Source organism: Aeromonas sp. s6 (assembly GCF_040907815.1).
Classification (GTDB): Bacteria; Pseudomonadota; Gammaproteobacteria; order Enterobacterales; family Aeromonadaceae; genus Aeromonas; species Aeromonas caviae.
Genome location: NZ_JBFOCN010000106.1, coordinates 1 through 24063 on the forward strand (window position 1 = coordinate 1; position 24063 = coordinate 24063).

Sequence of the window (24063 nt, forward strand, 5' to 3'; positions counted from 1 at the left end):
TGGAGGAAGATCGACTGGACACAGCCTTGCCCCCTCAACTCAAATCCAATTTATGAATAATCAGTCAAAAAAGTGCTTATCTGAACAGCATTGCCGCATCGCCGGGGCTTTTTCTCGCCCCGAAACCACCGCACTCCCTACCCGCGACATCACGGCGACATTAACTTGCACTTAAGAAATCGCCTCCATGATGCTGACAACGGCCATCACGCAGCCATGGCTGACGATGGCGATGATCATGGACATCACGACAAGGGGATCACCTCATGGGTAAGACGATGCAGAACAACCGTGAAATCAAGGTATGGGATCCGGTGGTTAGGGTATTTCACTGGGCCACTGTGCTGTTGTGCGTGCTGAATCTCTTCATCCTTGAAGAGGGGGCGCGCAACCACCGCTATGCGGGATATGCGCTGGCCGGACTGCTGGCACTGCGCATCGTATGGGGATTCATCGGCTCCTATCATGCCCGCTTCGCCCAGTGGCTGCCGACACCGACCGGCGTCATCACCTATCTCAAGGAGACGATCAAGGGGCGCCACCCCTACTACGCCGGTCAAAATCCTTTGGGGTCCTTGATGATACTGCTGCTGTTGACCTGCCTTGTCGGCACCGCCGCCAGCGGGATCATGACCGAATACGGGCCGCTCTCCGGCACCCATCGCATGGAAGAGATCCACGAGTTCTTTGCCAAGGGGCTGCAGGTGGCCATCTTCGTCCATGTACTGGCCGTCATCGCCCTGGATCGTCTGGTACGGGGTGATCTCGTCAGGGCGATGATCACCGGCAAGAAACGGGTGCCGGCGGACACCCGGGTGGTCGACAGGCCCTGAGCCTCCCTCAGCCCGACAGATGAAAAAAAACCCCGCATCGCGGGGTTTTTCACAGGAGCAGACATCAGCCGACGCTGCAGCTCGTCAGTTTCCAGATACGGTCTACGTAATCCTGGATGGAGCGGTCGGAGTTGAACTTGCCCATGGTGGCAGAGTTGATGATGGCTTTCTTCGCCCACAGGGCCGGATCCCGGTACCAGGCATCGATCAGCTTGTGCGCCTCGGAGTAGGACTCGAAATCCGCCAGTGTCAGGTAAGGGTCTCCCCCTTCCAGCAAGGAGCGCTTGATGGAGGCCAGCTCACCCGGACGACCCGGCGTGAAGTAGTCGGTATCAAACCAGTCCAGCACGGCTTTCAGCTCGGAGTTGGCGTAGTAGAAGTCATACGGGTTGTAGCCGCGCACCTTCAGGGACTTCACCTCGTCCACATTCAGACCGAAGATGGCGCAGTTCTCGGCACCCGCCTCTTCGGCGATCTCGATGTTGGCTCCATCCAGCGTCCCGATGGTGATGGCACCGTTCAGCGCCATCTTCATGTTGCCGGTACCGGATGCTTCGTAACCTGCGGTGGAGATCTGCTCGGAGACATCCGCCGCCGGGATCAGCTTCTCGGCAAGGCTCACGCGGTAGTTCGGCATGAACACCACTTTCAGCTTGCCCTGAATACGGGCGTCGTTGTTGACCCGCTCCGCCAGCTTGTTGATGGCGTAGATGATGTCCTTGGCCAGCTTGTAGCCGGGCGCCGCCTTGGAGCCGAAGATGAACACCCGCGGATGCATGTCATAGTCCGGGTTCGCCAGCAGGCGACGGTAGAGCGCCATGATGTGGATGAGGTTCAGTTGCTGGCGCTTGTACTCGTGCAGACGCTTGATCTGGACGTCGAAGATCGCCTCCGCGCTCACGTCGATGCCGGTTTCCGCCTTGATGACCTTGACCAGCTTCTCCTTGTTGTGGCGCTTGATGGTCATGAACTGCTGCTGGAACGCCTTGTCGTCGGCAAACTTCACCACGCTGCGCAGCTTGTCCAGTTGCAGCGGCCACTCCTTGCCCACCACCTCGTTGTAGAGTTCGGCCAGTTCCGGGTTGCAGGCCAGCAGCCAGCGACGGGGAGTCACACCATTGGTGACGTTGCACATCTTCTCGGGCCACAGCTCGGCATACTCGGGGAAGAGATCTTCCTTCACCAGCTTGGAGTGGATCTCGGCCACGCCGTTCACCTTGGAGGAGCCGATGACGCACAGGTTGCCCATACGCACCTTGCGCACGTCACCCTCTTCGATGATGGAGAGCTTGGCCTTGATGGCATCGTTGCCCGGCCACTTGGGCTCCACCAGCTCGTTCAGGAAGCGGGCGTTGATTTCATAAATGATCTCGAGGTGACGGGGCAGTACCTTCTCGAACAGGCTGACGGACCACTTCTCCAGCGCTTCCGGCAGCAGGGTGTGGTTGGTGTAGGAGAAGACCTGATAGCAGATGCCCCAGGCGGTATCCCAGTTCAGCCCCTCTTCGTCCACCAGCACGCGCATCAGCTCGGGGATGGCCACGGTGGGGTGGGTATCGTTGAGCTGGATGGCGATTTGCGCGGCAAAGTTGCTGAAGTCACTGCCATGCACCCGCTTGTAGCGACGCATGATGTCCTTGATGGAGCAGGCGCAGAAGAAGTACTGCTGGATCAGGCGCAGCTCCTTGCCGGCGTCGGTCTCATCGTTCGGGTAGAGCACCTTGGAGATGGTCTCGGCCTGGGCCTTCTCGGCCTGGGAGTCGATATAACCACCGGCGTTGAACACGTCCCAGTCGAAGAACTCGGAGGCGCGGGATTCCCACAGACGCAGGATGTTGACGGTGTGACCACCGAAGCCGACCACCGGAATGTCCCAGGGCACCCCTTTGATCTTGCGACCGGCGTGCCACACCTTCTTCAGGCCACCCTTGTCACCAAAGACGGTCTCCACGTAGCCGTAGAGCGGGATCTCCTGCACCGATTCCGGGCGGCAGATCTCCCAGGGGTTGCCATATTCGCGCCAGGAGTCCGGACGCTCGATCTGACGGCCATCCTGAATTTCCTGACGGAACAGGCCGTGCTCGTAGTGGATGCCATAGCCCACCGCCGGGTAGTTCAGAGTGGCCAGGGAATCGATGAAGCAGGCAGCCAGACGACCCAGGCCGCCGTTGCCAAGGGCCATGTCAGGCTCTTGTTCACACAGATCGGTCAGTTCCAGACCAAGTTCACCCAGCGCCTCTTCACAGACTTTGTAGAGGGAGAGGTTGTGCAGGTTGTTGGAGGTCAAACGCCCCATCAAAAATTCAGCAGAGAGATAGTGAATCGCACGAGTATCTTTCTTGAAGTGAGCCTGCTGAGTACGGGTCAGGCGCTCGTACACCTGTTCATTGACGGCGGCAGCGGTCGCTTTCCACCAGGCATCCGGAGAGGCTTTCTGTTCGCTTGTACCCAAGGTAGAACGCAGGTGACGCACGATACTCGCCTTGAGCTGATCTTTATCCAGTTGGAGATCCTGGTCTGTCTTCTTCTTGGTAGCCATAAACCATTTTCCTTCGTTACAAATAAAAAATGTCATCCCATCGGGTGGACCGGCGCTGTTGTTATCTCAGAATATGCTCCGGCGGGGGCATACTAGCTAAAGCCAAGGGTTTAAAAGTTAACGTGAGTCACACTTTAACGCATAAAAATGACAGTTTCACCATGAAAACCCTTTCCTTGAGCCAGCCTGAATGAAATATAAATTTCGTTTTAAATCATAGTGATATAAGAAAACAAAAAAGATAGTTTCATGAATAGGTTTTCAATGATTGCCTGTGACTGAAAATACGTGAAAATAACCGCCGACTAGGGAGAAATTGAAAGCGCTTTCAATTCACACCCCCTCGTCAGGTAATAAAAAGGATGCCCCAATCGGAGCACCCTTTGATTTCAATTAACCATGTGCCTTGAACTGATTGCTCATAGGGTCGTAGTGATACCCGATCTGTTGCAGACGGGTAGCCAGCTGATCTTCTGTCATGTCGTAGTAAGCCAGCAGCTCTTCCAGACCATCACACTCCAGCCGCAGCTTCTCGTTGATGATCCCGAGCAGAATGTTCGCATCCAGTCGTTGCAAGGTACTAACGTCCATCTCGCTCCCTCCTCTCCCTATACAGGACTGTATAACCATGAGCGCCGACCCGAAGTTTGTCTACAGGTTAAAAAACACCCTGTATAAGGAAGATATAAATATCCTTTTTAATCATGTAGTTAAAGTCATCTCCTGTTAATCGGCTCACACTTTTAGCCACAAATGACTTGTCACTCCTTGCGAACAGAACTACTGTATGCGCATACAGCATGGTTATTCATACAGGAACGACATATGAGCCAGCCCCTGAATCTTTGCCCCCCCTCCTCCTCTGCCGGTCTGATCACCACCTGGCCCACTCGTCATCAGAGCAAGATGGGACAAGAGCAGCGGCGCGGCCCTCTCCATCAGGAAGCGCCGCTGCTGGATGCCCTGGGGCAACTGAGTCAGTCTGACAGTGGCTGGATCCTGCTCGTCGCCCCGCCCGGTCTGCCCGCCGCCGCGCAATTGCAGGCCAGAGGGATCAATCCTGCCAGGGTGCTTGTCGTGCACGCCCCCAAGATCAAGAATTGGCAGCGCCTGCTGGAGCAGAGCCTGATCAATGGTCACTGCGCCGCCGTGCTGACCTGGCTGCCCGAACAGGTCGCCCTGGACCGGAGCACATTGAGCACCCTGGGCCAGCGTGCCGGTGTCCTGACCCGCTTCTTCGAGCCCGCAACCCCTCTGGGTGGGGCACTGAGCTACGGCGGCCAGGATATCTACCTGAACCACTGATCGCCCCTTCGGCGTGACAGCCAATGCGCCGGCATTGCCCACCGGGTTATCCAGGCTTCCGACCCGGGATGCCATGGCGACAAAGACAAAGCAGCACAGCAGCACAGCAGCACAGCAGCACAGCAGCACAGCAGCACAGCAGCACAGCAGCACAGCAGCACAGCAGCACAGCAGCACAGCAGCACAGCAGCACAGCAGCACAGCAGCACAGCAGCACAGCAGCACAGCAGCACAGCAGCACAGCAGCACAGCAGCAGTAAATTTGCTCAGGCCCAGACCGTCAAATGGGGCCCGCAAAAAAAGGCGACCCGAGGGTCGCCTTTCAACATGCTGCTGTACGGGGGCTAATCGCCCTCCGTTTGCATCGAAGTCCGATTGATCAAGCCAGCTTGGTCTCCAGCTCGGCAATTTTGGCGGACCAGTAGGCCGGGCCGGTCTCGTGGATGTTGTTGCCCTGGGAGTCGACCGCCACGGTGACCGGCATGTCTTCCACCTCGAACTCGTAGATGGCCTCCATCCCCAGATCGGCAAAGGCCACCACGCGCGCCTTCTTGATGGCTTTCGCTACCAGATAGGCGGCGCCGCCCACCGCCATCAGGTAGACAGCCTGGTGCTGCTTGATGCTCTCGACCGTCTTGGGGCCGCGCTCGGACTTGCCGATCATGCCGATAAGGCCGGTTTCTCCCAGCATCATGTCGGTGAATTTGTCCATCCGGGTGGACGTGGTGGGGCCAGCCGGGCCGACCACCTCGTCACGCACCGCATCGACCGGGCCCACGTAATAGATGAAGCGGTTGGTGAAATCGACCCCTTCCGGCAGTCCTTCACCTTTTTTCAGCATGTCGGCGATGCGCTTGTGGGCGGCGTCGCGGCCGGTCAGGATCTTGCCGGAGAGCAGCACGGTATCACCGCTCTTCCAGCTGGCAAGCTCTGCCTTGGTGATGCCATCCACGTTGACCCGGCGCACATTGCCACCGGACTCACGGGTGATCTCCGGCCAGTCTTCCAGCCTGGGGGGTGTCAGCTCCGCCGGGCCGGAGCCATCGAGTTCGAAATGCACGTGACGGGTGGCGGCGCAGTTGGGGATCATCACCACGGGCTTGGAGGCGGCGTGGGTCGGTGCGGATTTCACCTTCACATCCAGCACCGTGGTCAGGCCGCCCAGCCCCTGGGCACCGATCCCGAGCTTGTTGACCTTGTCATAGAGCTCGACCCTCAGCTTCTCTTCGGTGGTCTCGGGACCACGGGCAATCAGCTCCTGGATGTCTATGTGCTCCATCAGAGCTTCCTTGGCGAGCACCGCCGCCTTCTCGGCGGTGCCGCCGATGCCGATGCCGAGCATGCCGGGCGGGCACCAGCCAGCCCCCATGGTCGGCACCGTCTTGAGCACCCACTCCACGATGTCGTCGGAGGGATTGAGCATCACCATCTTCGATTTGTTTTCGGAGCCGCCGCCCTTGGCCGCGATACTCACTTCCACCTTGTTGCCCGGGATCATGTCGATGTGCACGACAGCGGGGGCATTGTCTTTGGTGTTCTTGCGGCTGCCGGCCGGATCCGCCAGCACGGAGGCGCGCAGCGGGTTGTCCGGATTGGTATAGGCGCGGCGGGTGCCCTCATCCACCATCTCCTGGACCGTCATGTCGCTGTCCCACTGTACCTGCATGCCGATCTTGACGAAGCAGGTGACGATACCGGTGTCCTGACAGAGCGGGCGATGACCTTCGGCAGACATGCGGGAGTTGATCAGAATCTGGGCCAGGGCATCTTTGGCGGCCGGGTTGATCTCGCGGTCATAGGCGGCCTTGGCGGCCTGCACGAAATCGAGGGGGTGGTAGAAGGAGATGTACTGCAGGGCGTCAGCAATGGAATCGATAAAGTCCTGTTTTCTAATGATGCTCATATCATCCTCACTGGTCCTTGTTATCGCTTGCGCGAGCAAGGGCTTCCATATGAGCCGGGCCTTCGGCAGGTGGCAAATGCACCTGGAGCCGGCAGACTGCGGCGTGTTTTTATAACGGTGTTTTTCTTAAAAATGCCGGCGGCCATGATACGCTTGACCACCCGAACCGGCTAGGGAGCCGGGCGCAAACTGTTGCCTATGTAACAAAAAATGAAACCAAGACTGCATATCCACCATTTCGACCCGCAGGCCTCGCTCCACACCTGGTTTGCCTGCCTGCAACACCAACCCTGGGCCATCCTGCTGGAATCCGCCGGCCCCCTGGGGGCTGACAACGGTTTTGACATCATCAGCGCCGATCCGCTTGCCACCCTGGAAACCCGGGGTACCAGCACCTGCCTCACCCAGGATAACCACCAGCACCATCATGACGGCGATCCCCTCGCCCTGCTCGCCAAGACCCAGCAAGCCCTGCTTGGGGAGCGCGTTGAGGATGACTCGGGATTGCCGTTTATCGGGGGAGCCCTGGGACTCTTTGGCTACGATCTGGGCCGACGATTCGAGCGTCTGCCCGCAGTGGCGCAACAGGACATCCAGGTGCCCGACATGGCGGTCGGGATCTACGACTGGGCGCTGCTGCGAAATGTCGCGACGGGACACTGGCAACTGGCCCACTGGGGTGATGAAGCCGGCCTCGCCCGCAGGCTCGACTGGCTGATGGCGCAGCGCGAACGAACCACCCTCCCCCTTCGCCTGACCGGCCCCTGGCAGAGCAACATGACGCGGGCCGAATACGGAGACAAGTTTGCCCGTATCCAGGCCTATCTGGCGGCGGGGGATTGTTACCAGATCAACCTGACCCAGCGCTTCAGCGCCCCTTATCAGGGGGATGAATGGTCCGCCTATCTCGCCCTGAGCGCCGCCAACAAGGCGCCGTTCTCCGCCTTTGTCCGCCTGCCGCACAGCGCCATTCTGAGCCTCTCCCCGGAGCGTTTCCTGCTGCTCGACAAGCGCCATATCGAGACCAAGCCCATCAAGGGCACCCGGCCTCGCCACCCTGATCCCGCCCAGGATGCCAGGGTGGCCGAGTCGCTCGCCAGCGCCGACAAGGACAGATCGGAGAACCTGATGATCGTCGATCTGCTGCGCAACGACATCGGCCGGGTGAGCCGGCCGGGGTCGGTCACGGTCCCGCACCTCTTTGCCGTGGAATCCTTCCCGGCGGTGCATCATCTGGTTTCCACCATTCGCGGAGAACTGGATGCGCGCTGGCAAGAAGTGGATCTGCTGCGGGCCTGCTTCCCCGGCGGCTCCATCACAGGGGCTCCCAAGATCCGGGCGATGGAGATCATCGAGGAGCTGGAACCGGTGCGGCGCAATGCCTACTGCGGCAGCATCGGTTATCTGAGTCAGCACGGAAGGATGGATACCAGCATCTGCATCCGTACCCTGATCGCCGAAGCCGGTCAGCTGCACTGCTGGGCGGGGGGCGGCATCATCGCCGACTCCGATCCCGACGCCGAATATCAGGAGACCTACGACAAGGTGGCCCGCATCCTGCCACTGCTCGATGCCCTTTGACCCCATCCGGCCCTGCGGGGCCGACACAAGGAGACCCATGGAGATGACGAGTGCCGAGCTGCTGACCCGCTTTTTGCTGCAGCGCCCCGCCCCCGCCCATCGCCTGGCACTGGCCGGGCTCAAACCTGCCGCCGTGTTGATCCCCCTGGTGGAGCGCCCCGAGGGCCTGCACCTGCTGCTGACGCGCCGCAGCGCCGCCCTGCGCCACCACCCGGGGCAGATCAGCTTTCCCGGCGGGCGCCAGGACCCGGAAGACCGGGACCTCATTCACACCGCGCTCAGGGAAACCGAGGAGGAGCTTGGCATTCCCCCCTCCCAGATCCGGATCATCGGCAGCCTCACCCCTCTCAATACCGTCTCACGCTACGATGTGCTGCCGGTCCTCGCCATGCTCGACCCAGGCTACGGGCTGACCCTGAGCCAGGACGAGGTGGCCCAGGCCTTCGAAGTCCCCCTCGCCCACGTGCTGGATCCGGGGCAGCACATAGCCCTGAGCCTGCCAAGGGCGGACGGACGTCACACCATCTATTGGATCCCTTGGGAGCAATCTTTCATCTGGGGGGCCACTGCCAGCATGATCCGCCAGCTTGCCCAACACATCTCGACATAACATTTCGACAACATGATGAGGTGGGAAATTATCCAGCTAACATTCAAATAACACTGCATTTGATAAATAAATTTTGATTTTTTATTCTTTTGATCACATTTCTACAAGAAAGTACGGGTTTTAGCCGCACAAAGGTGAATTTGATCAACATTTTTGATTAAAAAGAAAGTATTCTTGCGCCGACTAATTAAAACCACACATTCGGGGTGAGACACATGTCCAATACTGTCACTGGCGCACAGGATGTTGCAGCCGCACAGGAGCAAGGAATCAGCTCGGTCCAATCTCGCGGTTGGAGTAAACAAGACACCACCTGGGTGATCAGCCTGTTCGGTACCGCCGTCGGTGCAGGTATCCTGTTCCTGCCCATCAACGCCGGCATGGGTGGCTTCTGGCCGCTGGTAGTGATGGCGCTGCTGGTCGGCCCCATGACCTACCTGGCACACCGTGGTCTGGCGCGCTTCGTGCTCTCCTCCAAGCAGCCCAATGCCGACATCACCCAGGTGGTGGAAGAGCACTTCGGCGTGGGTGCCGGTAAATTGATCACCCTGCTCTACTTCTTTGCCATCTACCCCATCGTGCTGATCTACGGCGTGGGCATCACCAACACGGTGGAAAGCTTCCTGGTCAACCAGTTGCAGATGACGCCGCCCCCGCGCTGGATCCTCTCCATCGTGCTCATCATGGCCATGATGTCCGTGATGCTGGCTGGCGAGAAGCTGATGCTGAAAGTGACCGAGTTCCTGGTCTATCCGCTCATCGCCATTCTGGCGGGTATCTCCCTGTACCTGATCCCGGACTGGACCGGTGCGGCCCTGAATGAAATGCCGAGCACCAAGGATTTCGCCACCACCCTGTGGCTGACCATCCCGGTGCTGGTGTTCTCCTTCAACCACAGCCCGGCCATCTCCAGCTTCGCCCTGGCTCAGCACCGTGATCACGGTGAGCATGCCGTCGCCAAGTCCGACGCCATCCTCAAGCGCACCGCCATCATTCTGCTGGGCTTCGTGATGTTCTTCGTCTTCTCCTGCGTGATGAGCCTGACGCCGGCCCAGCTGGCAGAAGCCAAGTCCCAGAACATCGCCGTGCTCTCCTACCTGGCCAACCAGCATGCGAGCCCCATCATCTCCTACTTCGGTCCGCTGGTTGCCTTCGTGGCCATCGTCTCCTCCTTCTTCGGCCACTATCTGGGTGCCCGTGAAGGTCTGAAAGGGATGATCGTCCAGAACATGCGCAGCTCCGGCAAGGCACCGAACCACAAGAAAGTGGAGCTGTTCATCATCGCCTTCTTCATCCTGACCCTGTGGGGCGTGGCCGTGATCAACCCCTCCATCCTCGGGATGATCGAATCCCTGGGTGGCCCCATCATCGCCACCATCCTGTTCCTCATGCCCATGTACGCCATCAAGCGCGTTCCGGCCATGGCGAAATACCAGGGTCAGATCAGCAACGTCTTCGTGGCGACCATGGGCCTTATCGCCATCTCCGCCATCCTTTATCAACTGGTCGGCTAAGCCTTCCTGCGATACCGTCGGGCCAGCATCTGGCCCGGCGCCTCCCACAGCCCGGCAGATCTCCTCTGCCGGGCTGTGTTCGTTGTGATCATAAGGTACTGGGCTCAGATGATCAGAGCCCCCTGCCCTCAAATCAGAGACAGCCCTTTCACCCACTCTCTTTCCCCTTGGTGACAGCTTGCCGCTCATATTCCTTCCCCAATGACACACGACCAAGACGTACTGTGTTATCCCGTCATCTGCTGCGCGCCATCGGCCTTGCCAGACAGAACACCAGAGCCCTTGTCCTTACCAGGAACGCCCGCTCTTCGGGGTTTAGCCCAGAGAGCCGACACCCCCACCCAATGGAGCCTTTCTTCAAGGTACTCAGGGAAAGTACCGGCTACAGGGCGCAGGCAAACCGCCGAGAGGGCCTTGACCGGGCTTCCCGTACAGCGTCCGAAGAGCAGATGACCCCTTCGGTCACCAGAGGGGATGTCACACGCCGCCATGCTGACAGCACAATCAGCCCGATATGCCCGGCGAATGCAGCGCCGGGCACGTTTGTACAGGGAATGGCTTGTTGGCGGTGGCGAGAACACGTAAGGCAGCCAACGGGCCCCTCCCGAGAAATCACACAGGGGGATCCGAGCACTGTCAGTGCCATGACACGGCGAGAAGGTGCAGGGCGCCTGACGCGCGCGCAAATAAAAAGCGCCCTCCGAAGAGGGCGCCTGTGCAGAGCGGAAAGTCTGAGGGGATCAAGCTTCGCGGCTGGGGACCGGGGCGGCATCCAGCAGGCTCTCATCCTCGGCCATGCAGGCCGCCGCAGTGAACAGCACGTCGGTGGAGCTGTTGAGGGCCGTTTCGGCGGAATCCTGCAACACCCCGATGATGAAGCCAACGGCCACCACCTGCATGGCGATGTCGTTGCTGATACCGAACAGGCTGCACGCCAGCGGGATCAGCAGCAGGGAGCCGCCCGCCACACCGGAAGCGCCACAGGCACTGATGGTGGCGACGACGGAGAGCAGAATGGCGGTTGCCATGTCCACTTCCATCCCCAGGGTATGCACCGCCGCCATGGAGAGCACGGTAATGGTGATGGCGGCGCCGGCCATGTTGATGGTGGCCCCCAGCGGGATGGAGACCGCATAGGTGTCTTCCGGCAGGCGCAGCCTCTCGGCCAGGGCCATGTTGACCGGAATGTTGGCGGCGGAGCTGCGGGTGAAGAAGGCGGTCACACCGCTCTCTTTCAGGCAGGTCAGCACCAGGGGATAGGGGTTGCGCTTGATCTTCCAGAAGACGATGAGCGGATTGACCACGAAGGCGATGAACAGCATGCAGCCGATCAGTACCACCAGCAGCTGGGCATAGCCAAACAGCGCATCGAAGCCGGTTTCAGCCAGGGTGGAGGCAACCAGGCCCAGGATGCCGAGTGGAGCGCAACGGATCACGGCCTTGACGATGGCGGAAACCCCGTGGGACACATCGGAAATCAGTGATTTGGTGCTCTCATTGGCGTGACGCATGGCGATACCAAGGCCGATGGCCCAGGCCAGGATGCCGATATAGTTGGCTTCCAGCAGTGCTTTCACCGGGTTGGTCACCACGTTGAACAGCAGGGTCTGCAGCACTTCCGTGATGCCCCCCGGCGGCGTGATCTCGGTAGCGCCTGCCACCAGATGCAGGTTGGAGGGGAAGAGGAAGCTCGCCACCACTGCCACGGCAGCCGCCAGGAAGGTACCCAGCACATAGAGCAGCAGGATCGGTTTCATGTTGGTCTTCTGACCCTGCTTGTGGCCGATGATCGCCGACATCACCAGCACGAAGACCAGCAGCGGCGCCACGGCCTTCAGGGCGCCGACGAACAGGCTGCCGAGCAGACCCGCCGCCTTGGCCCACTCGGGCATGAACATCGCAAGAAGGATACCGAATACCAGACCGACTAGGATCTGGCTAACCAGACTGGTGCTGTTGACCAGTCGAATGAGGGGGTGTTGTTGTGTCATCAAGTAGTCCCTGTGCACTCATGGTGCGTGAATCATTAGTCCTGTTGGCAACCAGCCCCGCGCATTGGCACCGGTCCGTTGACGGTGACGCCGTGGGCAGCTCTTCTGGTGGATCTGTCCCGTTCGCGTGGGGTTGCGGACAAGAATATCCCATCTGCCATGGTTTTTTTCCACATAATCACTGAAAAATATCAGGGTTACCTCACAAAAAATCTACAACAATGTGATAACACAATATCAACCACGGTCAAAATGTCACCAAACCAGTCCGATCATCGGCCACCACTGGGCCAGAAGTGATATGATGACGCCCTTTTTCAGGGAGCCTTGCCATGATCACCTCTTTATTGACCCGACACTTCGGCTTTGATCGCTTGCGGCCCGGGCAGGAAGCGGTGATCAGTCGTCTGCTGGCCGGCAAGAGCGCCGCAGCCATCTTCCCGACTGGCGCGGGGAAATCCCTCTGTTATCAATTGCCCGCCCTCGCACTGCCCCACCTGACCCTGGTCATCTCTCCCCTGCTGGCCCTGATGCACGATCAGCTCGCCTTTTTGCGCAGCAAGGGGATCGCCGCCGCCACTCTGGACTCCAGCCAGACAGCGGAAGAGAGCCGGCGCGTGATGCAGCAGGCCAGCGATGGCAAGCTCAAGATCCTGATGATTTCGGTGGAGCGCCTCAAAAATGAGCGCTTTCGCCGCTTCATCGCCCACATCCCCCTGTCACTGCTGGTGGTGGACGAGGCCCACTGCATCTCGGAGTGGGGCCACAACTTTCGCCCCGACTACCTCAAGCTGCCGGATCATCGCCGTGAACTGGCCATTCCCCAGGTGCTGTTGCTGACCGCCACCGCCACCCCGGCCGTCATGGCGGACATGCAGGCAAAATTTGCCATCGACCGGGACGATCTGGTGGTCACCGGTTTCTACAGACCCAATCTGGATCTGGCCGTCCTCCCGCTGGCCGGCAGTGCCCGCGATACATGGCTGCGCGAGGAGCTGCACCGGAATCCGGCCGCCCCCACCATCGTCTACGTGACTCTGCAACACAGCGCAGAGCAGTGCGCCGCGCAGCTACAGGCCAGCGGCATCCGGGCATGCGCCTACCATGCGGGGCTCGATCCCGCCCTGCGCAGCCAGATCCAGCATGACTTCATGGCTGGCAGACTCGACTGCATCGTGGCCACCATCGCCTTTGGCATGGGCATCGACAAGGCCGACATTCGCCGGGTCATTCACTACGACCTGCCCAAGTCCATCGAGAACTACAGCCAGGAGATAGGCCGCGCCGGACGTGACGGGCTTCCCTCCCGCTGCACCGTGCTGGCGAGCCGCGCCCAGTTGCCGGTACTGGAAAACTTCGTCTATGGGGATACGCCGGACAGGGACGCCATCGCGCACTTGCTCGATATCGTGCGCCAGAGCGGCGCCGAGTGGGAATTCAGCCTGCTGCGCCTCTCCAACGAGACCAACATTCGCCAACTGCCCCTCAAGACCCTGCTGGTCTATCTGGAGATGGCGGGGGTCATTGCACCGGCCTACAGCTACTTTGCCGAGTACCGTTTCAGGTTCGTACTGGAAAAACAGGCGATCCTCGCTCGTTTCAATTCCGAACGCCGCCAGTTCCTGGAGCAGGTCTTTGCCTGCGCCCCCCAGGCGCGCACCTGGTGCACCATTGACTTCGAGGCGCTGTGGCAGGGATATCAGGGAGAACGCCAGCGCGCCGCGGCGGCGCTGGACTACCTGCAGCAGCAGGGTTGGATCGAGCTTGAAAGCAAGCAGATGACCGAGCTCTATCGGGTGCTGAGCCAGCAAATCGATACCGTGACCCTGGCCGAAGAGCTGCATGGATTGTTTGAAAAGAAAGAGCAGAGCGAGCTGGCCCGCCTTCAGGCACTGCTGGCCTTTTTCACCTCGACCACCTGCCTCAGCCATGAGCTTGCCCGCTATTTTGCCGACGACGCCGCCCCCGAGCGCTGCGGGCACTGTTCCGTCTGCCGGGGAGAGATCGCCGTGTTGCCGCCGTTGCCATCACCGGGCTTGCCCAACGAGCACGGTTTGCGCGCCTGGTGCGATCCGCTGATCGCCCTGTGCCATCAGCGCCATCCCAGGATCCTGACCCGTTTCCTGTGTGGCATCGCCACCCCGCTGACCACCCGTCTAAAGGCCAGGGATCTGGCCGGTTTTGGCCAGTTGGCGAACCATCCCTTCGCCGAGGTGCTGGCGGTGGTGTCAGCCCTCTATCCCGCCGAATCCTGAGCTTGCAGGTTTGGCGCCGTTCAGGCGCTGAAAAAATAAGACCCTCGCGGATGCGAGGGTCAAGCCAACGGAAACGTGCTTAAACAGAGCTTAGTATCTGCACAATCACCCACTCTCTTGCTAAAGCGATGACTGCTCGACACAGGACCAATCTAGAGCAGCCAGAATGTAGCGTCAATGTAAAAATTAGAGCAAAAGCACCAAGCAAGTAACATTACGTTGACGTAAGCGACACGTCTTTTTACCCTCTATTCCCTGCCGCCCTTGCCCTTGCTGGCACCGCCCCCTGACAAAACAGAGCGTCACCATTTTCTCCCTCTGGCACACAAAGATTTATTTTTTATGTCTTTGACATTTGCATCACTGTCGTGGCAAAAATAATTTAACAGTCAGTAACATAGGTATGTCACTTACTGCTTCTTCCCGCACGAGGATCGGGAAGCTCCCGCACAAACTTAAACCAATGATGGCGATGGATTACTGGGGGCTGTTGACTAGGCTTAAGAGGTAAACAGAACAAAAGTAGTGATCCACTCTTTTTCAGGGCAAGCGACTATAACGAGGGCTAAGTTATGGGCATCTTCGAGCACTATCAACAGCGGTATGAGAAGGCCAGAGAGGAGGAGTACAGCATCCAGGAGTTTCTGGATATGTGCAAACAGGACAAATCCTGCTACGCCTCTGCCGCCGAACGTCTGCTGACCGCCATCGGCGAGCCGGAAATGATCGACACCTCGACCAATCCACGTCTCAGCCGTCTCTTTTCCAACCGCGTCGTCGCGCGTTATCCCGCTTTCAAAGACTTCTATGGCATGGAAGAAGCCATCGAACAGATTGTCTCCTATCTCAAACATTCCGCTCAGGGTCTGGAAGAGAAGAAACAGATCCTCTATCTGCTCGGACCGGTTGGCGGCGGTAAATCCTCGCTGGCAGAGAAACTCAAATCCCTGATGCAAAAAGTGCCCATCTATCGCATCAAGGGCTCACCAGTGAATGATCACCCCTTCTGCCTGTTTGACATCGACGAAGATGGCGAAATCCTCGAGAAGGAGTACGGCATCCCTCGCCGTTATCTGCGCCCCATCATGTCTCCCTGGGTCGCCAAGCGCCTTCACGAGTTTGGCGGCGACATCACCAAGTTCAAGGTGGAGAAGGTGAACCCCTCCATCCTCGATCAGATCGCCATCGCCAAAACCGAACCGGGGGACGACAACAACCAGGACATCTCCTCCTTGGTCGGCAAGGTCGATATCCGCATGCTGGAACACTTCGCCCAGGATGATGCCGATGCTTACTCCTACTCCGGTGCGCTATGCAAGGCAAACCAGGGGATGATGGAGTTCGTCGAGATGTTCAAGGCCCCCATCAAGGTGCTGCACCCGCTGCTGACGGCGACGCAAGAGGGGAACTACAACGGTACCGAAGGGCTCTCCGCCCTCCCCTTCGACGGCATCCTGCTGGCCCACTCCAACGAATCCGAGTGGCAGCAGTTCCGCAACAACAAGAACAACGAAGCCTTCCTCGACCGTGTTTACATCGTCAAGGTGCCCTACTGCCTGCGCGTCTCGGAAGAGGTGAAGATCTATGAAAAACTGCTGTTCAACAGCGAGCTGACCGAGGCCAAATGCGCACCGGGTACTCTGGAGTTGCTGGGCCAGTTCTCGGTGCTGTCGCGGCTCAAGGAGCCGGAAAACTCCAGCCTCTATTCCAAGATGCGAGTCTATGACGGCGAGAGTCTCAAAGACACGGATCCCAAAGCGAAAAGCTATCAGGAGTACCGGGATTATGCGGGGGTTGACGAGGGCATGAACGGCCTTTCCACCCGTTTCGCGTTCAAGATCCTCTCCCGTGTCTTCAACTTCGACCACGCGGAAGTGGCAGCCAACCCGGTGCACCTCTTCTATGTGCTGGAGCAGCAGATAGAGCGCGAGCAGTTCCCGCAAGAGCTGCACGATCGCTATCTGGAGTTCATCAAGGGTTACCTGACTCCGCGCTACGTCGAGTTCATCGGCAAGGAGATCCAGACCGCCTACCTCGAGTCGTATTCAGAGTACGGTCAGAACATCTTCGATCGCTACGTCACCTACGCCGACTTCTGGATCCAGGATCAGGAGTATCGTGACCCAGAAACCGGCCAGCTGTTTGACAGAGCGTCTCTCAACAGCGAGCTGGAGAAAATTGAAAAACCTGCCGGGATCAGCAACCCGAAAGATTTCCGCAACGAAATCGTCAACTTCGTGCTGCGTGCCCGGGCCAACAATGCAGGCCGTAACCCCAACTGGACCAGTTACGAGAAGCTGCGCACCGTGATCGAGAAGAAGATGTTCTCCAACACGGAAGAGCTGCTGCCGGTTATCTCCTTCAACAGCAAAACCTCGGCTGAGGAGCAGAAGAAGCACGATAACTTTGTCGAACGGATGATGGAGAAAGGCTACACACGTAAACAGGTGCGGCTGCTCTCCGAGTGGTATCTCAGGGTACGCAAGTCATCCTGACCCTGCCGTGTTCAAGGGGGAGTTATGGCGCATTTTATCGACCGCAGGCTCAACGGCAAAAACAAAAGCGCTGTCAATCGGCAGCGCTTCATCCGCCGCTACAAGAAGCAGATAAAACAAGCGGTCTCGGATGCTGTCTCCAAGCGCAGCATTCAGGACGTGGACAAGGGTGAGAGCATCAGCATCCCGACCAAGGACATCGGGGAACCCCATTTTCATCAGGGTCATGGCGGCAAACGGGAGATGGTGCATCCAGGCAACGACCAGTTCGTATCTGGTGACAAGATTGACCGGCCCAAAGGGGGTGGCGGCGGCCAAGGGAGTGGCGAGGGCCAGGCTTCGGATCAAGGAGAGGGAGTCGATGATTTCGTCTTCCAGATCTCCAAGGACGAGTACCTGGACTTGCTGTTCGAGGATCTGGAGCTGCCGCGGCTGCAAAAGACCCAGCTCAACCAGCTGATGGAGATGAAGACCTATCGGGCCGGCTACACCTCCAACGGGGTGCCTGCCAACATCAACGTGGTGCGCTCCCTGCAAAATTCGCTGGCGCGGCGCATGGCGCTGCAGGCAGGCAAGAAACGTCAGTTGTGTGAACTGGAGGAGCGCCTGGCCCAGCTGGCTTGCGAGCCCAACGACCATTTCGCCGAAATGGCGCAACTTGAAAAAGAGATCAGGGAGCTGAAACGACGCATCGATGCGGTCCCCTTTATCGACACCTTCGACCTCAAATTCAACAACTTTGTCAAACGGCCCGTCCCCTCGAGCCAGGCGGTGATGTTCTGCCTGATGGACGTCTCCGGTTCCATGGATCAGGCTACCAAGGAGATGGCCAAGCGTTTCTATATCCTGCTTTATCTATTCCTGAGCCGGACTTACAAGAATGTCGAGGTGGTCTACATCCGCCACCACACCCAGGCCAAGGAGGTGGACGAGCACGAGTTCTTCTACTCCCAGGAGACCGGCGGCACCATCGTCTCCAGTGCGCTCAAGATGATGAACGACATCATCAACGAACGTTATCCCGCCAACCAGTGGAACATCTATGCGGCGCAGGCCTCTGATGGTGACAACTGGGCCGATGACTCACCCCAGTGCAGGGAGATCCTGATGCGCGACATCATGCCGCGGGTGCGTTACTACTCCTACATCGAGATCACTACCCGCGCCCACCAGACCCTGTGGCACGAATATGAGGCGGTGGCAGAGCAATACGCCCACTTCGCCATGGAGCACATTCGCAAGGTCGAGGACATTTATCCGGCGTTCCGGGAATTGTTCAAGAAGCAAGCGGCTTGAGGGATCACATATGGTAGAAACCGCAAGAAAGATAGCGCCGCTGGACGATGGTCCTGACTGGAACTTCGATCTGCTGGAGCTTTATCACCAGGAGATAGCCCGGGTCGCCAAATTCTATCGGCTCGACACCTATCCCAACCAGATCGAGGTGATCACTGCAGAGCAGATGATGGATGCCTACTCCAGTGTCGGCATGCCCATCGGTTATCAACACTGGTCATTCGGCAAGCGCTTTATCCACACCGAGCGCAACTACAAGCGCGGCCAAATGGGACTGGCCTACGAGATCGTCATCAACTCGGACCCCTGCATCGCCTATCTGATGGAAGAGAACACCATGCCGATGCAGGCGCTGGTCATGGCCCACGCCTGCTATGGTCACAACTCCTTCTTCAAGAACAACTATCTGTTCAAGGCCTGGACCGATGCCTCCTCCATCATCGACTACCTGTTGTTTGCCAAGAACTACATCACCGAGTGCGAGGAAAAACACGGCATCGATGCGGTGGAGAAACTGCTTGACTCCTGCCATGCCCTGATGAACTTCGGGGTGGATCGTTACAAGCGGCCCCAGAAGATTTCTCTGGCCGAGGAGAAACGGCGCCAGAAGGCGCGGGAAGATTATCTGCAAACCCAGGTCAATGAGCTGTGGCGTACCCTGCCCAAGCAGCACAAGATTGCCGGGGTGGAAGACAGGCGCTATCCTGCCGAGCCTCAGGAGAACATCCTCTATTTCATCGAAAAGAATGCCCCCCTGCTCGAGCCCTGGCAGCGCGAGGTGGTGCGTATCGTGCGCAAGATCAGTCAGTACTTCTACCCGCAGAAGCAGACGCAGGTGATGAACGAGGGCTGGGCCACCTTCTGGCACTACACCATTCTCAACCACCTCTATGACGAGGGAAAAATCAGCGATCGCTTCATGCTGGAGGTACTGCACAGCCACACCAACGTGGTCTATCAGCCCCCCTACAACAGCCGGTATTACTCGGGGATCAACCCCTACGCCCTTGGCTTTGCCATGTTCACGGACCTGCGTCGCATCTGCGAACACCCGACCGAGGAGGACAGATACTGGTTCCCCGATTACGCTGGCACCAACTGGGTCGAGACATTGCATTTCGCCATGCAGAACTTCAAGGACGAAAGCTTCATCAGCCAGTTCCTCAGTCCCAAGGTGATGCGCGACATGAAGCTCTTTGCCATCGATGACGACGATCTGAAGAACTACCTCAAGGTGTCCGCCATTCACAATGAAGAGGGCTACCGACTGGTGCGTAGCACCCTGTCCGCTCAATACAACCTGAGCAACCTGGAGCCCAACATTCAGGTCTACAACGTGGCAGTGAAAGGCGATCGCTCCCTGACCCTGCGCTATGTTCCCCACAACCGCATCCCCCTTGGCGAGTCACGCCACGAGGTGCTCAAGCATCTGCATCAGCTGTGGGGCTTCGATGTGGTGCTGGAGCAGGACAATGGCGAGCTATCCGCAGATATCATCGGCCGTTGTCCGGACCGCAAGAGCATGACCTGACGTCAGTGCCGGGCATAAAAAAACGCGCCATCAGGCGCGTTTTTCTTGGATCAGGGCAATCAGTTGTCACACAGGTTGCTTGGCATGTCCTGACGCAGACGGGTCCAAAGCTTGCCAGACTCGATGCCGTACTGGCGTACCGTCATGAACACGGCTTCGTGATCCTTGGTTTCGGCCAGCTTGCGCAGCGTCTTGTAGTAGGCATCTGCGGTTTCCCGCGCCTGTTTGTCCGAGAAGTAGTAGCGGCCAACCCGGCTGTACAAGCCCTTGAAACCGTTGAGAATCAAGGCATAGATGGGGTTGCCCGAGGCAAATGAAAGCTGGTGATGCAAACGGTAGTCGAAGTCCGCATAGGCCTCGGCCGTGTTCTCCACATCATCGGCACCCCGCAAGATCTCGGCGGCCTGTTCCGGGTTGTTGCGAATGGCGCCACGGATGAAGATGGTGCAGATGTTGGTCCGGGCGGAGAGCAGCTGTGCCACCAGATCCGGCACCTTGTCCTGATCGAGACGTGCCAGTGTCTCCAGAATGTTGAGACCGGAGGTTTCCCAGAAATTGTTGACCTTGGTCGGTTTGCCATGTTGGATGGTGAGCCAGCCATCACGGGCAAGGCGCTGCAACACTTCACGCAAGGTAGTGCGAGTCACGCCGATCAATTCGGACAGCTCGCGCTCCGCCGGCAGAATGGATCCAGGAGGAAAGCGATTGTTCCAGATGGACTCGATGATGTATTCCTCGGCAAACCCGGCAGGGCTTTGCGCTTTAATGACCATGTAATGACTCTGTTGTAGTGCGTAAAAAGGCCCCCGAATAATAGCAAAGCCGGTCATGCTGGCAAGCAGAAGGTCGGTCCTCTGCTCACATTACCCCGATCTTTTTGTTAAAAATATGTATACAGCAACAAGTGGGGAGTCAACCAACACCAAATGATGGGGATATAAGCGTTTGCTCGCTGGGCAAGTTCGGCGAGCTTATTTATAGTTATCGCTCCCTTGATTAAAATCATGTGCAATCAATCTGATACAGGTGAATATCCGGATGTTCGGCTCGGGTCGGGCTCGACTGCATAGACGCAGATATCAACAACAGAACAGAGAACCATCATTATGCCAATCAGCCTAGGGCGCGCGTTTACAAAGAACTTTTTGGGCAATGCTCCGCGATGGTACAAAATTGCCATCGTTCTATTCCTGCTGATCAACCCGGTCATTTTCTACGTTGATCCCTTCCTGGCCGGCTGGCTGCTGGTTGTCGAGTTCATTTTTACCCTGGCCATGGCCCTCAAGTGCTATCCGCTGCAACCGGGCGGACTCCTGGCCATCGAAGCCGTGCTCATCGGCATGACCTCCGCCAACCAGATAAAGCATGAGCTGGTGGCCAATATCGAAGTGCTTCTGCTGCTGGTCTTCATGGTGGCCGGCATCTACTTCATGAAGCAGTTGCTGCTCTACGTCTTTACCAAGATGCTGGTGCGCATCCACTCCAAAACGTTGCTTTCTCTCGCCTTCTGCCTGGTGTCTGCCTTCCTCTCCGCGTTCCTTGATGCCCTGACCGTGATCGCCGTGGTCATCAGCGTCGCCACCGGCTTCTACGCCATCTACCACAAGGTGGCCTCCCGGGATGAGTCCGGCAATCTGCATCATGATGACGAAGAGATTGACGAGCTCTCCCGCCAGCATCTGAACGAGTTTCGTGCTTTCCTGCGCAGCCTGATGATGCACGCCGCCATCGGTACCGCCCTGGGGGGCGTCTGCACCCTGGTCGGCGAACCCCAGAACCTCATCATCGGTGAACAGGCCGGGTGGCACTTCGGTGAATTTGCCATTCGCATGGCACCAGTCACCATTCCGGTCTTCATCTGCGGCCTGCTGACCTGCATCCTGGTCGAAAAATTCCGCTGGTTCGGTTATGGCGCCCGCTTGCCCGAGCCCGTGCGTCACATCATGGAATCCTACGAGCGCGACGAAGACGCACAACGTACCCCGCAGGACAAGGCCAAGCTGATCGTCCAGGCGCTGATTGCCACCTGGCTTATCACGGGTCTTGCCCTCCATCTGGCTGCAGTTGGGCTGATCGGCCTGACGGTCATCGTGCTCGCGACGGCGTTCACCGGCGTGACTGAAGAACACGCGCTTGGCAAGGCATTCCAGGAGGCTTTGCCATTCACCGCCCTGCTCACCGTCTTTTTCAGCGTGGTGGCGGTCATCATCGATCAACAGCTGTTCAAGCCGGTGATCCAGTGGGTACTGGCGGCCAAGCCGGAGGATCAGCTTGCCCTCTTCTACCTAGCAAACGGTCTGCTCTCCATGGTCAGTGACAACGTCTTCGTCGGCACCGTCTACATCAACGAGGTGAAGACCGCCCTGATCAACGGCGCCATCAACCGGGAGCATTTTGATCTGCTGGCCGTGGCCATCAACACGGGCACCAACCTGCCGTCGGTCGCCACCCCCAATGGCCAGGCCGCATTCCTGTTCATGCTCACCTCGGCCCTCGCTCCCCTGCTGCGCCTCTCTTATGGCCGTATGGTCTGGATGGCGCTGCCCTATACCCTGGTGCTGGGGCTTGTCGGCTTTTTCTCCGTGGAACTGCTCCTCGGTCCTGCAACCGAATGGTTCTATCAGGCAGGGTGGTTGCTGGATCATGGGGCACTGCCACTGCCCACCCCGTCCACACACTGATCATGAAAGGGGCTGTTCGGCCCCTTTCTTTTCAGATGGGACTCTGCTCTAATTCAGCCACTATTTTTCTCTGAGAGATCAATCATATGATCGAGTATCTTCGCCGCATTGCCAGTCATCGTCTGGCCTGGGGATTGCTGGCAGCCTCCGCTTTCGCGCTGGAACTCTGCGCCCTCTTCTTCCAGCACGTGTTGGGTTTGCACCCTTGCGTGATGTGCATTTATGAACGTATCGCCCTCCTCGGCGTACTCACGGCCGGCCTCCTCGGCATGGTCGCGCCAGAGCGCTGGTACCTGCGCTGGAGTGCCATGCTCCTGTGGGGTTACAGCGCCTTCTGGGGCCTGAAACTGGCGCTCAAGCATGTGGATTACCAGATGAACCCCTCCCCCTTCAACGTATGCGAGGGATTTGTTGACTTCCCTGCCTGGGCACCACTGGATAAGTGGGTTCCCTGGATGTTCTACCCGGACGGCGACTGCAGCGAGATCAGCTGGCAGTTCCTCGGTTTCTCCATGCCGCAGTGGCTCGTGGTCATCTTTGCCGCCTATCTGCTGGTGTTCGTCATCGTGGCTGCTGGCAACCTGATAAAAGGGCGCTGCTGCAACTAGTTCGTCACTCGACCCTAAGAAGGGAGCCCATGGCTCCCTTTTTATTTCCTCTTTATCGCCTCACGACCCCATGCCCAGAGGGCCGGATCTCCTTCTCCCTGTTCTGCCAATGAAGTGGCTGCCTGCGGGTGTGCATCATCGTAACAGGCCACAAGCGGGTCAAAGGGCGCAGCAGCGACCTGCCACTCGGCCTACCAACAAGAAGGGAGCCATCGGCTCCCTTCTTTCATGTCGTGCACGGCGATGTCACGCGCCTTCGGAGGTAGCCTTGCTGGCACTTCTCCTGGCCTTCACCATGCCGATCACCATGGGCAACAAGGAGACCGCGATGATGCCGAAGATGAGCAGGGTAAAGTTGTGGCGCACTACCGGCAGATTGCCAAAGAAGTGGCCGGCATAGACGAAGGAGAGCACCCACAAGAGCCCCCCCACCAGGTTGAACGCCAGGAAGCGGGGATAGGTCATGGCCCCCATGCCCGCCACGAAGGGGGCGAAGGTGCGCACTATGGGCAGGAAGCGGGTGATGATGATGGTCTTGCCGCCATGCTTGGCATAGAAGGCATGGGTCTTGACCAGATAGTCCCGGCGAAAGATTTTGGAATCGGGGTTGCGAAACAGCTGCTCACCGAAGAAGTGGCCTATGGTGTAGTTCACCACGTTGCCGAGCACCGCGGCGATGATCAGCACGGCGGCTAGGGTGTGCACGTCCAACACGCTGCCCACGGTGAGGGCACCTGCAGCAAACAACAGGGAGTCCCCCGGCAGGAAGGGAGTCACCACCAGCCCGGTTTCACAGAAGATGATGAGAAACAGGATGGCGTATACCCAGACGCCATAGTTCTCGAACAGCTCTTTCAGATGCACGTCAACGTGCAGAATAAAGTCGATGGCAAAGAGGATCAGATCCATTTTTTGGTACCC

The 24063-nt window shown here is 58.4% G+C and carries 18 protein-coding genes; 12 read left to right on the forward strand and 6 right to left on the reverse strand.

Annotated elements, in window-relative coordinates:
- The first annotated feature begins 266 nt into the window (after positions 1-266).
- Complete coding sequence (locus AB5Y50_RS16645; protein WP_010674894.1) at positions 267-833, forward strand: cytochrome b/b6 domain-containing protein; 567 nt, start codon at positions 267-269, stop codon at positions 831-833.
- A gap of 64 nt (positions 834-897) precedes the next feature.
- Here AB5Y50_RS16645 and AB5Y50_RS16650 read toward each other — a convergent pair whose 3' ends face one another.
- Positions 898-3372 (reverse strand): glycogen/starch/alpha-glucan phosphorylase, encoded by a 2475-nt coding sequence (locus AB5Y50_RS16650; protein WP_010674895.1) that lies wholly within the window; start codon positions 3370-3372, stop codon positions 898-900.
- 393 nt (positions 3373-3765) lie between these two features.
- The gene (locus AB5Y50_RS16655; protein ID WP_005323525.1) at positions 3766-3963 is read right to left on the reverse strand and encodes a DUF4250 domain-containing protein; all 198 of its coding nucleotides are present in this window, start codon (positions 3961-3963) and stop codon (positions 3766-3768) included.
- 234 nt (positions 3964-4197) lie between these two features.
- On the opposite strand from AB5Y50_RS16655, the gene AB5Y50_RS16660 reads away from it, so the two are divergent.
- Together AB5Y50_RS16660 and AB5Y50_RS16665 are read left to right on the forward strand one after the other, a co-directional pair.
- Positions 4198-4677 carry a cell division inhibitor gene (locus tag AB5Y50_RS16660; protein WP_010674896.1) on the forward strand — a complete coding sequence of 160 codons (480 nt, stop codon included), beginning with the start codon at positions 4198-4200 and terminating at the stop codon, positions 4675-4677.
- A gap of 68 nt (positions 4678-4745) precedes the next feature.
- Positions 4746-4937 (forward strand): hypothetical protein, encoded by a 192-nt coding sequence (locus AB5Y50_RS16665; protein WP_128272815.1) that lies wholly within the window; start codon positions 4746-4748, stop codon positions 4935-4937.
- 119 nt (positions 4938-5056) lie between these two features.
- On the opposite strand, the gene AB5Y50_RS16670 is transcribed toward AB5Y50_RS16665, so the two are convergent.
- Complete coding sequence (locus tag AB5Y50_RS16670; RefSeq protein WP_010674897.1) at positions 5057-6580, reverse strand: fumarate hydratase; 1524 nt, start codon at positions 6578-6580, stop codon at positions 5057-5059.
- A 210-nt stretch (positions 6581-6790) separates the two neighbouring features.
- Here AB5Y50_RS16670 and pabB point away from each other — a divergent pair, with 210 nt between their 5' ends.
- The 3 genes from pabB (at position 6791) to AB5Y50_RS16685 (ending at position 10285) form a co-directional block, all read left to right on the forward strand.
- A complete protein-coding gene (pabB, locus tag AB5Y50_RS16675; protein ID WP_223932033.1) occupies positions 6791-8161 on the forward strand; it encodes an aminodeoxychorismate synthase component I in 1371 nt (456 codons plus the stop codon).
- Positions 8162-8204: 43 nt separating this feature from the next.
- On the forward strand, positions 8205-8771 hold the full coding sequence (locus tag AB5Y50_RS16680) for a CoA pyrophosphatase (RefSeq protein ID WP_029314598.1): 567 nt from the start codon (positions 8205-8207) through the stop codon (positions 8769-8771).
- Between the two features lie 215 nt (positions 8772-8986).
- A complete protein-coding gene (locus AB5Y50_RS16685; protein ID WP_113978762.1) occupies positions 8987-10285 on the forward strand; it encodes a serine/threonine transporter in 1299 nt (432 codons plus the stop codon).
- A gap of 740 nt (positions 10286-11025) precedes the next feature.
- On the opposite strand, the gene sstT is transcribed toward AB5Y50_RS16685, so the two are convergent.
- The gene (gene sstT / locus AB5Y50_RS16690) at positions 11026-12276 is read right to left on the reverse strand and encodes a serine/threonine transporter SstT (RefSeq protein WP_010674901.1); all 1251 of its coding nucleotides are present in this window, start codon (positions 12274-12276) and stop codon (positions 11026-11028) included.
- A 332-nt stretch (positions 12277-12608) separates the two neighbouring features.
- Between sstT and AB5Y50_RS16695 the strand changes: the two genes are divergently transcribed.
- The 4 genes from AB5Y50_RS16695 (at position 12609) to AB5Y50_RS16710 (ending at position 19853) form a co-directional block, all read left to right on the forward strand.
- Positions 12609-14531: an ATP-dependent DNA helicase RecQ gene (locus AB5Y50_RS16695; RefSeq protein ID WP_052815758.1), complete on the forward strand. Its 1923-nt coding sequence runs from the start codon at positions 12609-12611 to the stop codon at positions 14529-14531.
- A 572-nt stretch (positions 14532-15103) separates the two neighbouring features.
- On the forward strand, positions 15104-17026 hold the full coding sequence (locus AB5Y50_RS16700; protein ID WP_010674903.1) for a PrkA family serine protein kinase: 1923 nt from the start codon (positions 15104-15106) through the stop codon (positions 17024-17026).
- Positions 17027-17050: 24 nt separating this feature from the next.
- The gene (locus AB5Y50_RS16705) at positions 17051-18322 is read left to right on the forward strand and encodes a YeaH/YhbH family protein (RefSeq protein ID WP_113978760.1); all 1272 of its coding nucleotides are present in this window, start codon (positions 17051-17053) and stop codon (positions 18320-18322) included.
- A gap of 10 nt (positions 18323-18332) precedes the next feature.
- Complete coding sequence (locus AB5Y50_RS16710; RefSeq protein WP_039040868.1) at positions 18333-19853, forward strand: SpoVR family protein; 1521 nt, start codon at positions 18333-18335, stop codon at positions 19851-19853.
- Between the two features lie 59 nt (positions 19854-19912).
- On the opposite strand, the gene fadR is transcribed toward AB5Y50_RS16710, so the two are convergent.
- Positions 19913-20626 (reverse strand): fatty acid metabolism transcriptional regulator FadR, encoded by a 714-nt coding sequence (fadR, locus tag AB5Y50_RS16715; protein ID WP_010674906.1) that lies wholly within the window; start codon positions 20624-20626, stop codon positions 19913-19915.
- A gap of 333 nt (positions 20627-20959) precedes the next feature.
- Here fadR and nhaB point away from each other — a divergent pair, with 333 nt between their 5' ends.
- Together nhaB and dsbB are read left to right on the forward strand one after the other, a co-directional pair.
- Positions 20960-22534 (forward strand): Na(+)/H(+) antiporter NhaB, encoded by a 1575-nt coding sequence (gene nhaB / locus AB5Y50_RS16720; protein ID WP_052814370.1) that lies wholly within the window; start codon positions 20960-20962, stop codon positions 22532-22534.
- Between the two features lie 86 nt (positions 22535-22620).
- Complete coding sequence (gene dsbB, locus AB5Y50_RS16725) at positions 22621-23142, forward strand: disulfide bond formation protein DsbB (protein ID WP_010674908.1); 522 nt, start codon at positions 22621-22623, stop codon at positions 23140-23142.
- Between the two features lie 246 nt (positions 23143-23388).
- Here dsbB and AB5Y50_RS16730 read toward each other — a convergent pair whose 3' ends face one another.
- Positions 23389-24051 carry a DedA family protein gene (locus tag AB5Y50_RS16730; RefSeq protein WP_010674909.1) on the reverse strand — a complete coding sequence of 221 codons (663 nt, stop codon included), beginning with the start codon at positions 24049-24051 and terminating at the stop codon, positions 23389-23391.
- Positions 24052-24063 lie beyond the last annotated feature (12 nt).

What these genes read in the sequence shown, in the direction of transcription:
- AB5Y50_RS16645 (WP_010674894.1), top strand. Translation starts at nt 267, where the DNA reads ATGGGTAAGACGATGCAGAACAACCGTGAAATCAAGGTATGGGATCCG.
- AB5Y50_RS16650 (WP_010674895.1), bottom strand. Translation starts at nt 3,372, where the DNA reads ATGGCTACCAAGAAGAAGACAGACCAGGATCTCCAACTGGATAAAGAT.
- AB5Y50_RS16655 (WP_005323525.1), bottom strand. Translation starts at nt 3,963, where the DNA reads ATGGACGTTAGTACCTTGCAACGACTGGATGCGAACATTCTGCTCGGG.
- AB5Y50_RS16660 (WP_010674896.1), top strand. Translation starts at nt 4,198, where the DNA reads ATGAGCCAGCCCCTGAATCTTTGCCCCCCCTCCTCCTCTGCCGGTCTG.
- AB5Y50_RS16665 (WP_128272815.1), top strand. Translation starts at nt 4,746, where the DNA reads ATGCCATGGCGACAAAGACAAAGCAGCACAGCAGCACAGCAGCACAGC.
- AB5Y50_RS16670 (WP_010674897.1), bottom strand. Translation starts at nt 6,580, where the DNA reads ATGAGCATCATTAGAAAACAGGACTTTATCGATTCCATTGCTGACGCC.
- pabB (WP_223932033.1), top strand. Translation starts at nt 6,791, where the DNA reads ATGAAACCAAGACTGCATATCCACCATTTCGACCCGCAGGCCTCGCTC.
- AB5Y50_RS16680 (WP_029314598.1), top strand. Translation starts at nt 8,205, where the DNA reads ATGACGAGTGCCGAGCTGCTGACCCGCTTTTTGCTGCAGCGCCCCGCC.
- AB5Y50_RS16685 (WP_113978762.1), top strand. Translation starts at nt 8,987, where the DNA reads ATGTCCAATACTGTCACTGGCGCACAGGATGTTGCAGCCGCACAGGAG.
- sstT (WP_010674901.1), bottom strand. Translation starts at nt 12,276, where the DNA reads ATGACACAACAACACCCCCTCATTCGACTGGTCAACAGCACCAGTCTG.
- AB5Y50_RS16695 (WP_052815758.1), top strand. Translation starts at nt 12,609, where the DNA reads ATGATCACCTCTTTATTGACCCGACACTTCGGCTTTGATCGCTTGCGG.
- AB5Y50_RS16700 (WP_010674903.1), top strand. Translation starts at nt 15,104, where the DNA reads ATGGGCATCTTCGAGCACTATCAACAGCGGTATGAGAAGGCCAGAGAG.
- AB5Y50_RS16705 (WP_113978760.1), top strand. Translation starts at nt 17,051, where the DNA reads ATGGCGCATTTTATCGACCGCAGGCTCAACGGCAAAAACAAAAGCGCT.
- AB5Y50_RS16710 (WP_039040868.1), top strand. Translation starts at nt 18,333, where the DNA reads ATGGTAGAAACCGCAAGAAAGATAGCGCCGCTGGACGATGGTCCTGAC.
- fadR (WP_010674906.1), bottom strand. Translation starts at nt 20,626, where the DNA reads ATGGTCATTAAAGCGCAAAGCCCTGCCGGGTTTGCCGAGGAATACATC.
- nhaB (WP_052814370.1), top strand. Translation starts at nt 20,960, where the DNA reads ATGCCAATCAGCCTAGGGCGCGCGTTTACAAAGAACTTTTTGGGCAAT.
- dsbB (WP_010674908.1), top strand. Translation starts at nt 22,621, where the DNA reads ATGATCGAGTATCTTCGCCGCATTGCCAGTCATCGTCTGGCCTGGGGA.
- AB5Y50_RS16730 (WP_010674909.1), bottom strand. Translation starts at nt 24,051, where the DNA reads ATGGATCTGATCCTCTTTGCCATCGACTTTATTCTGCACGTTGACGTG.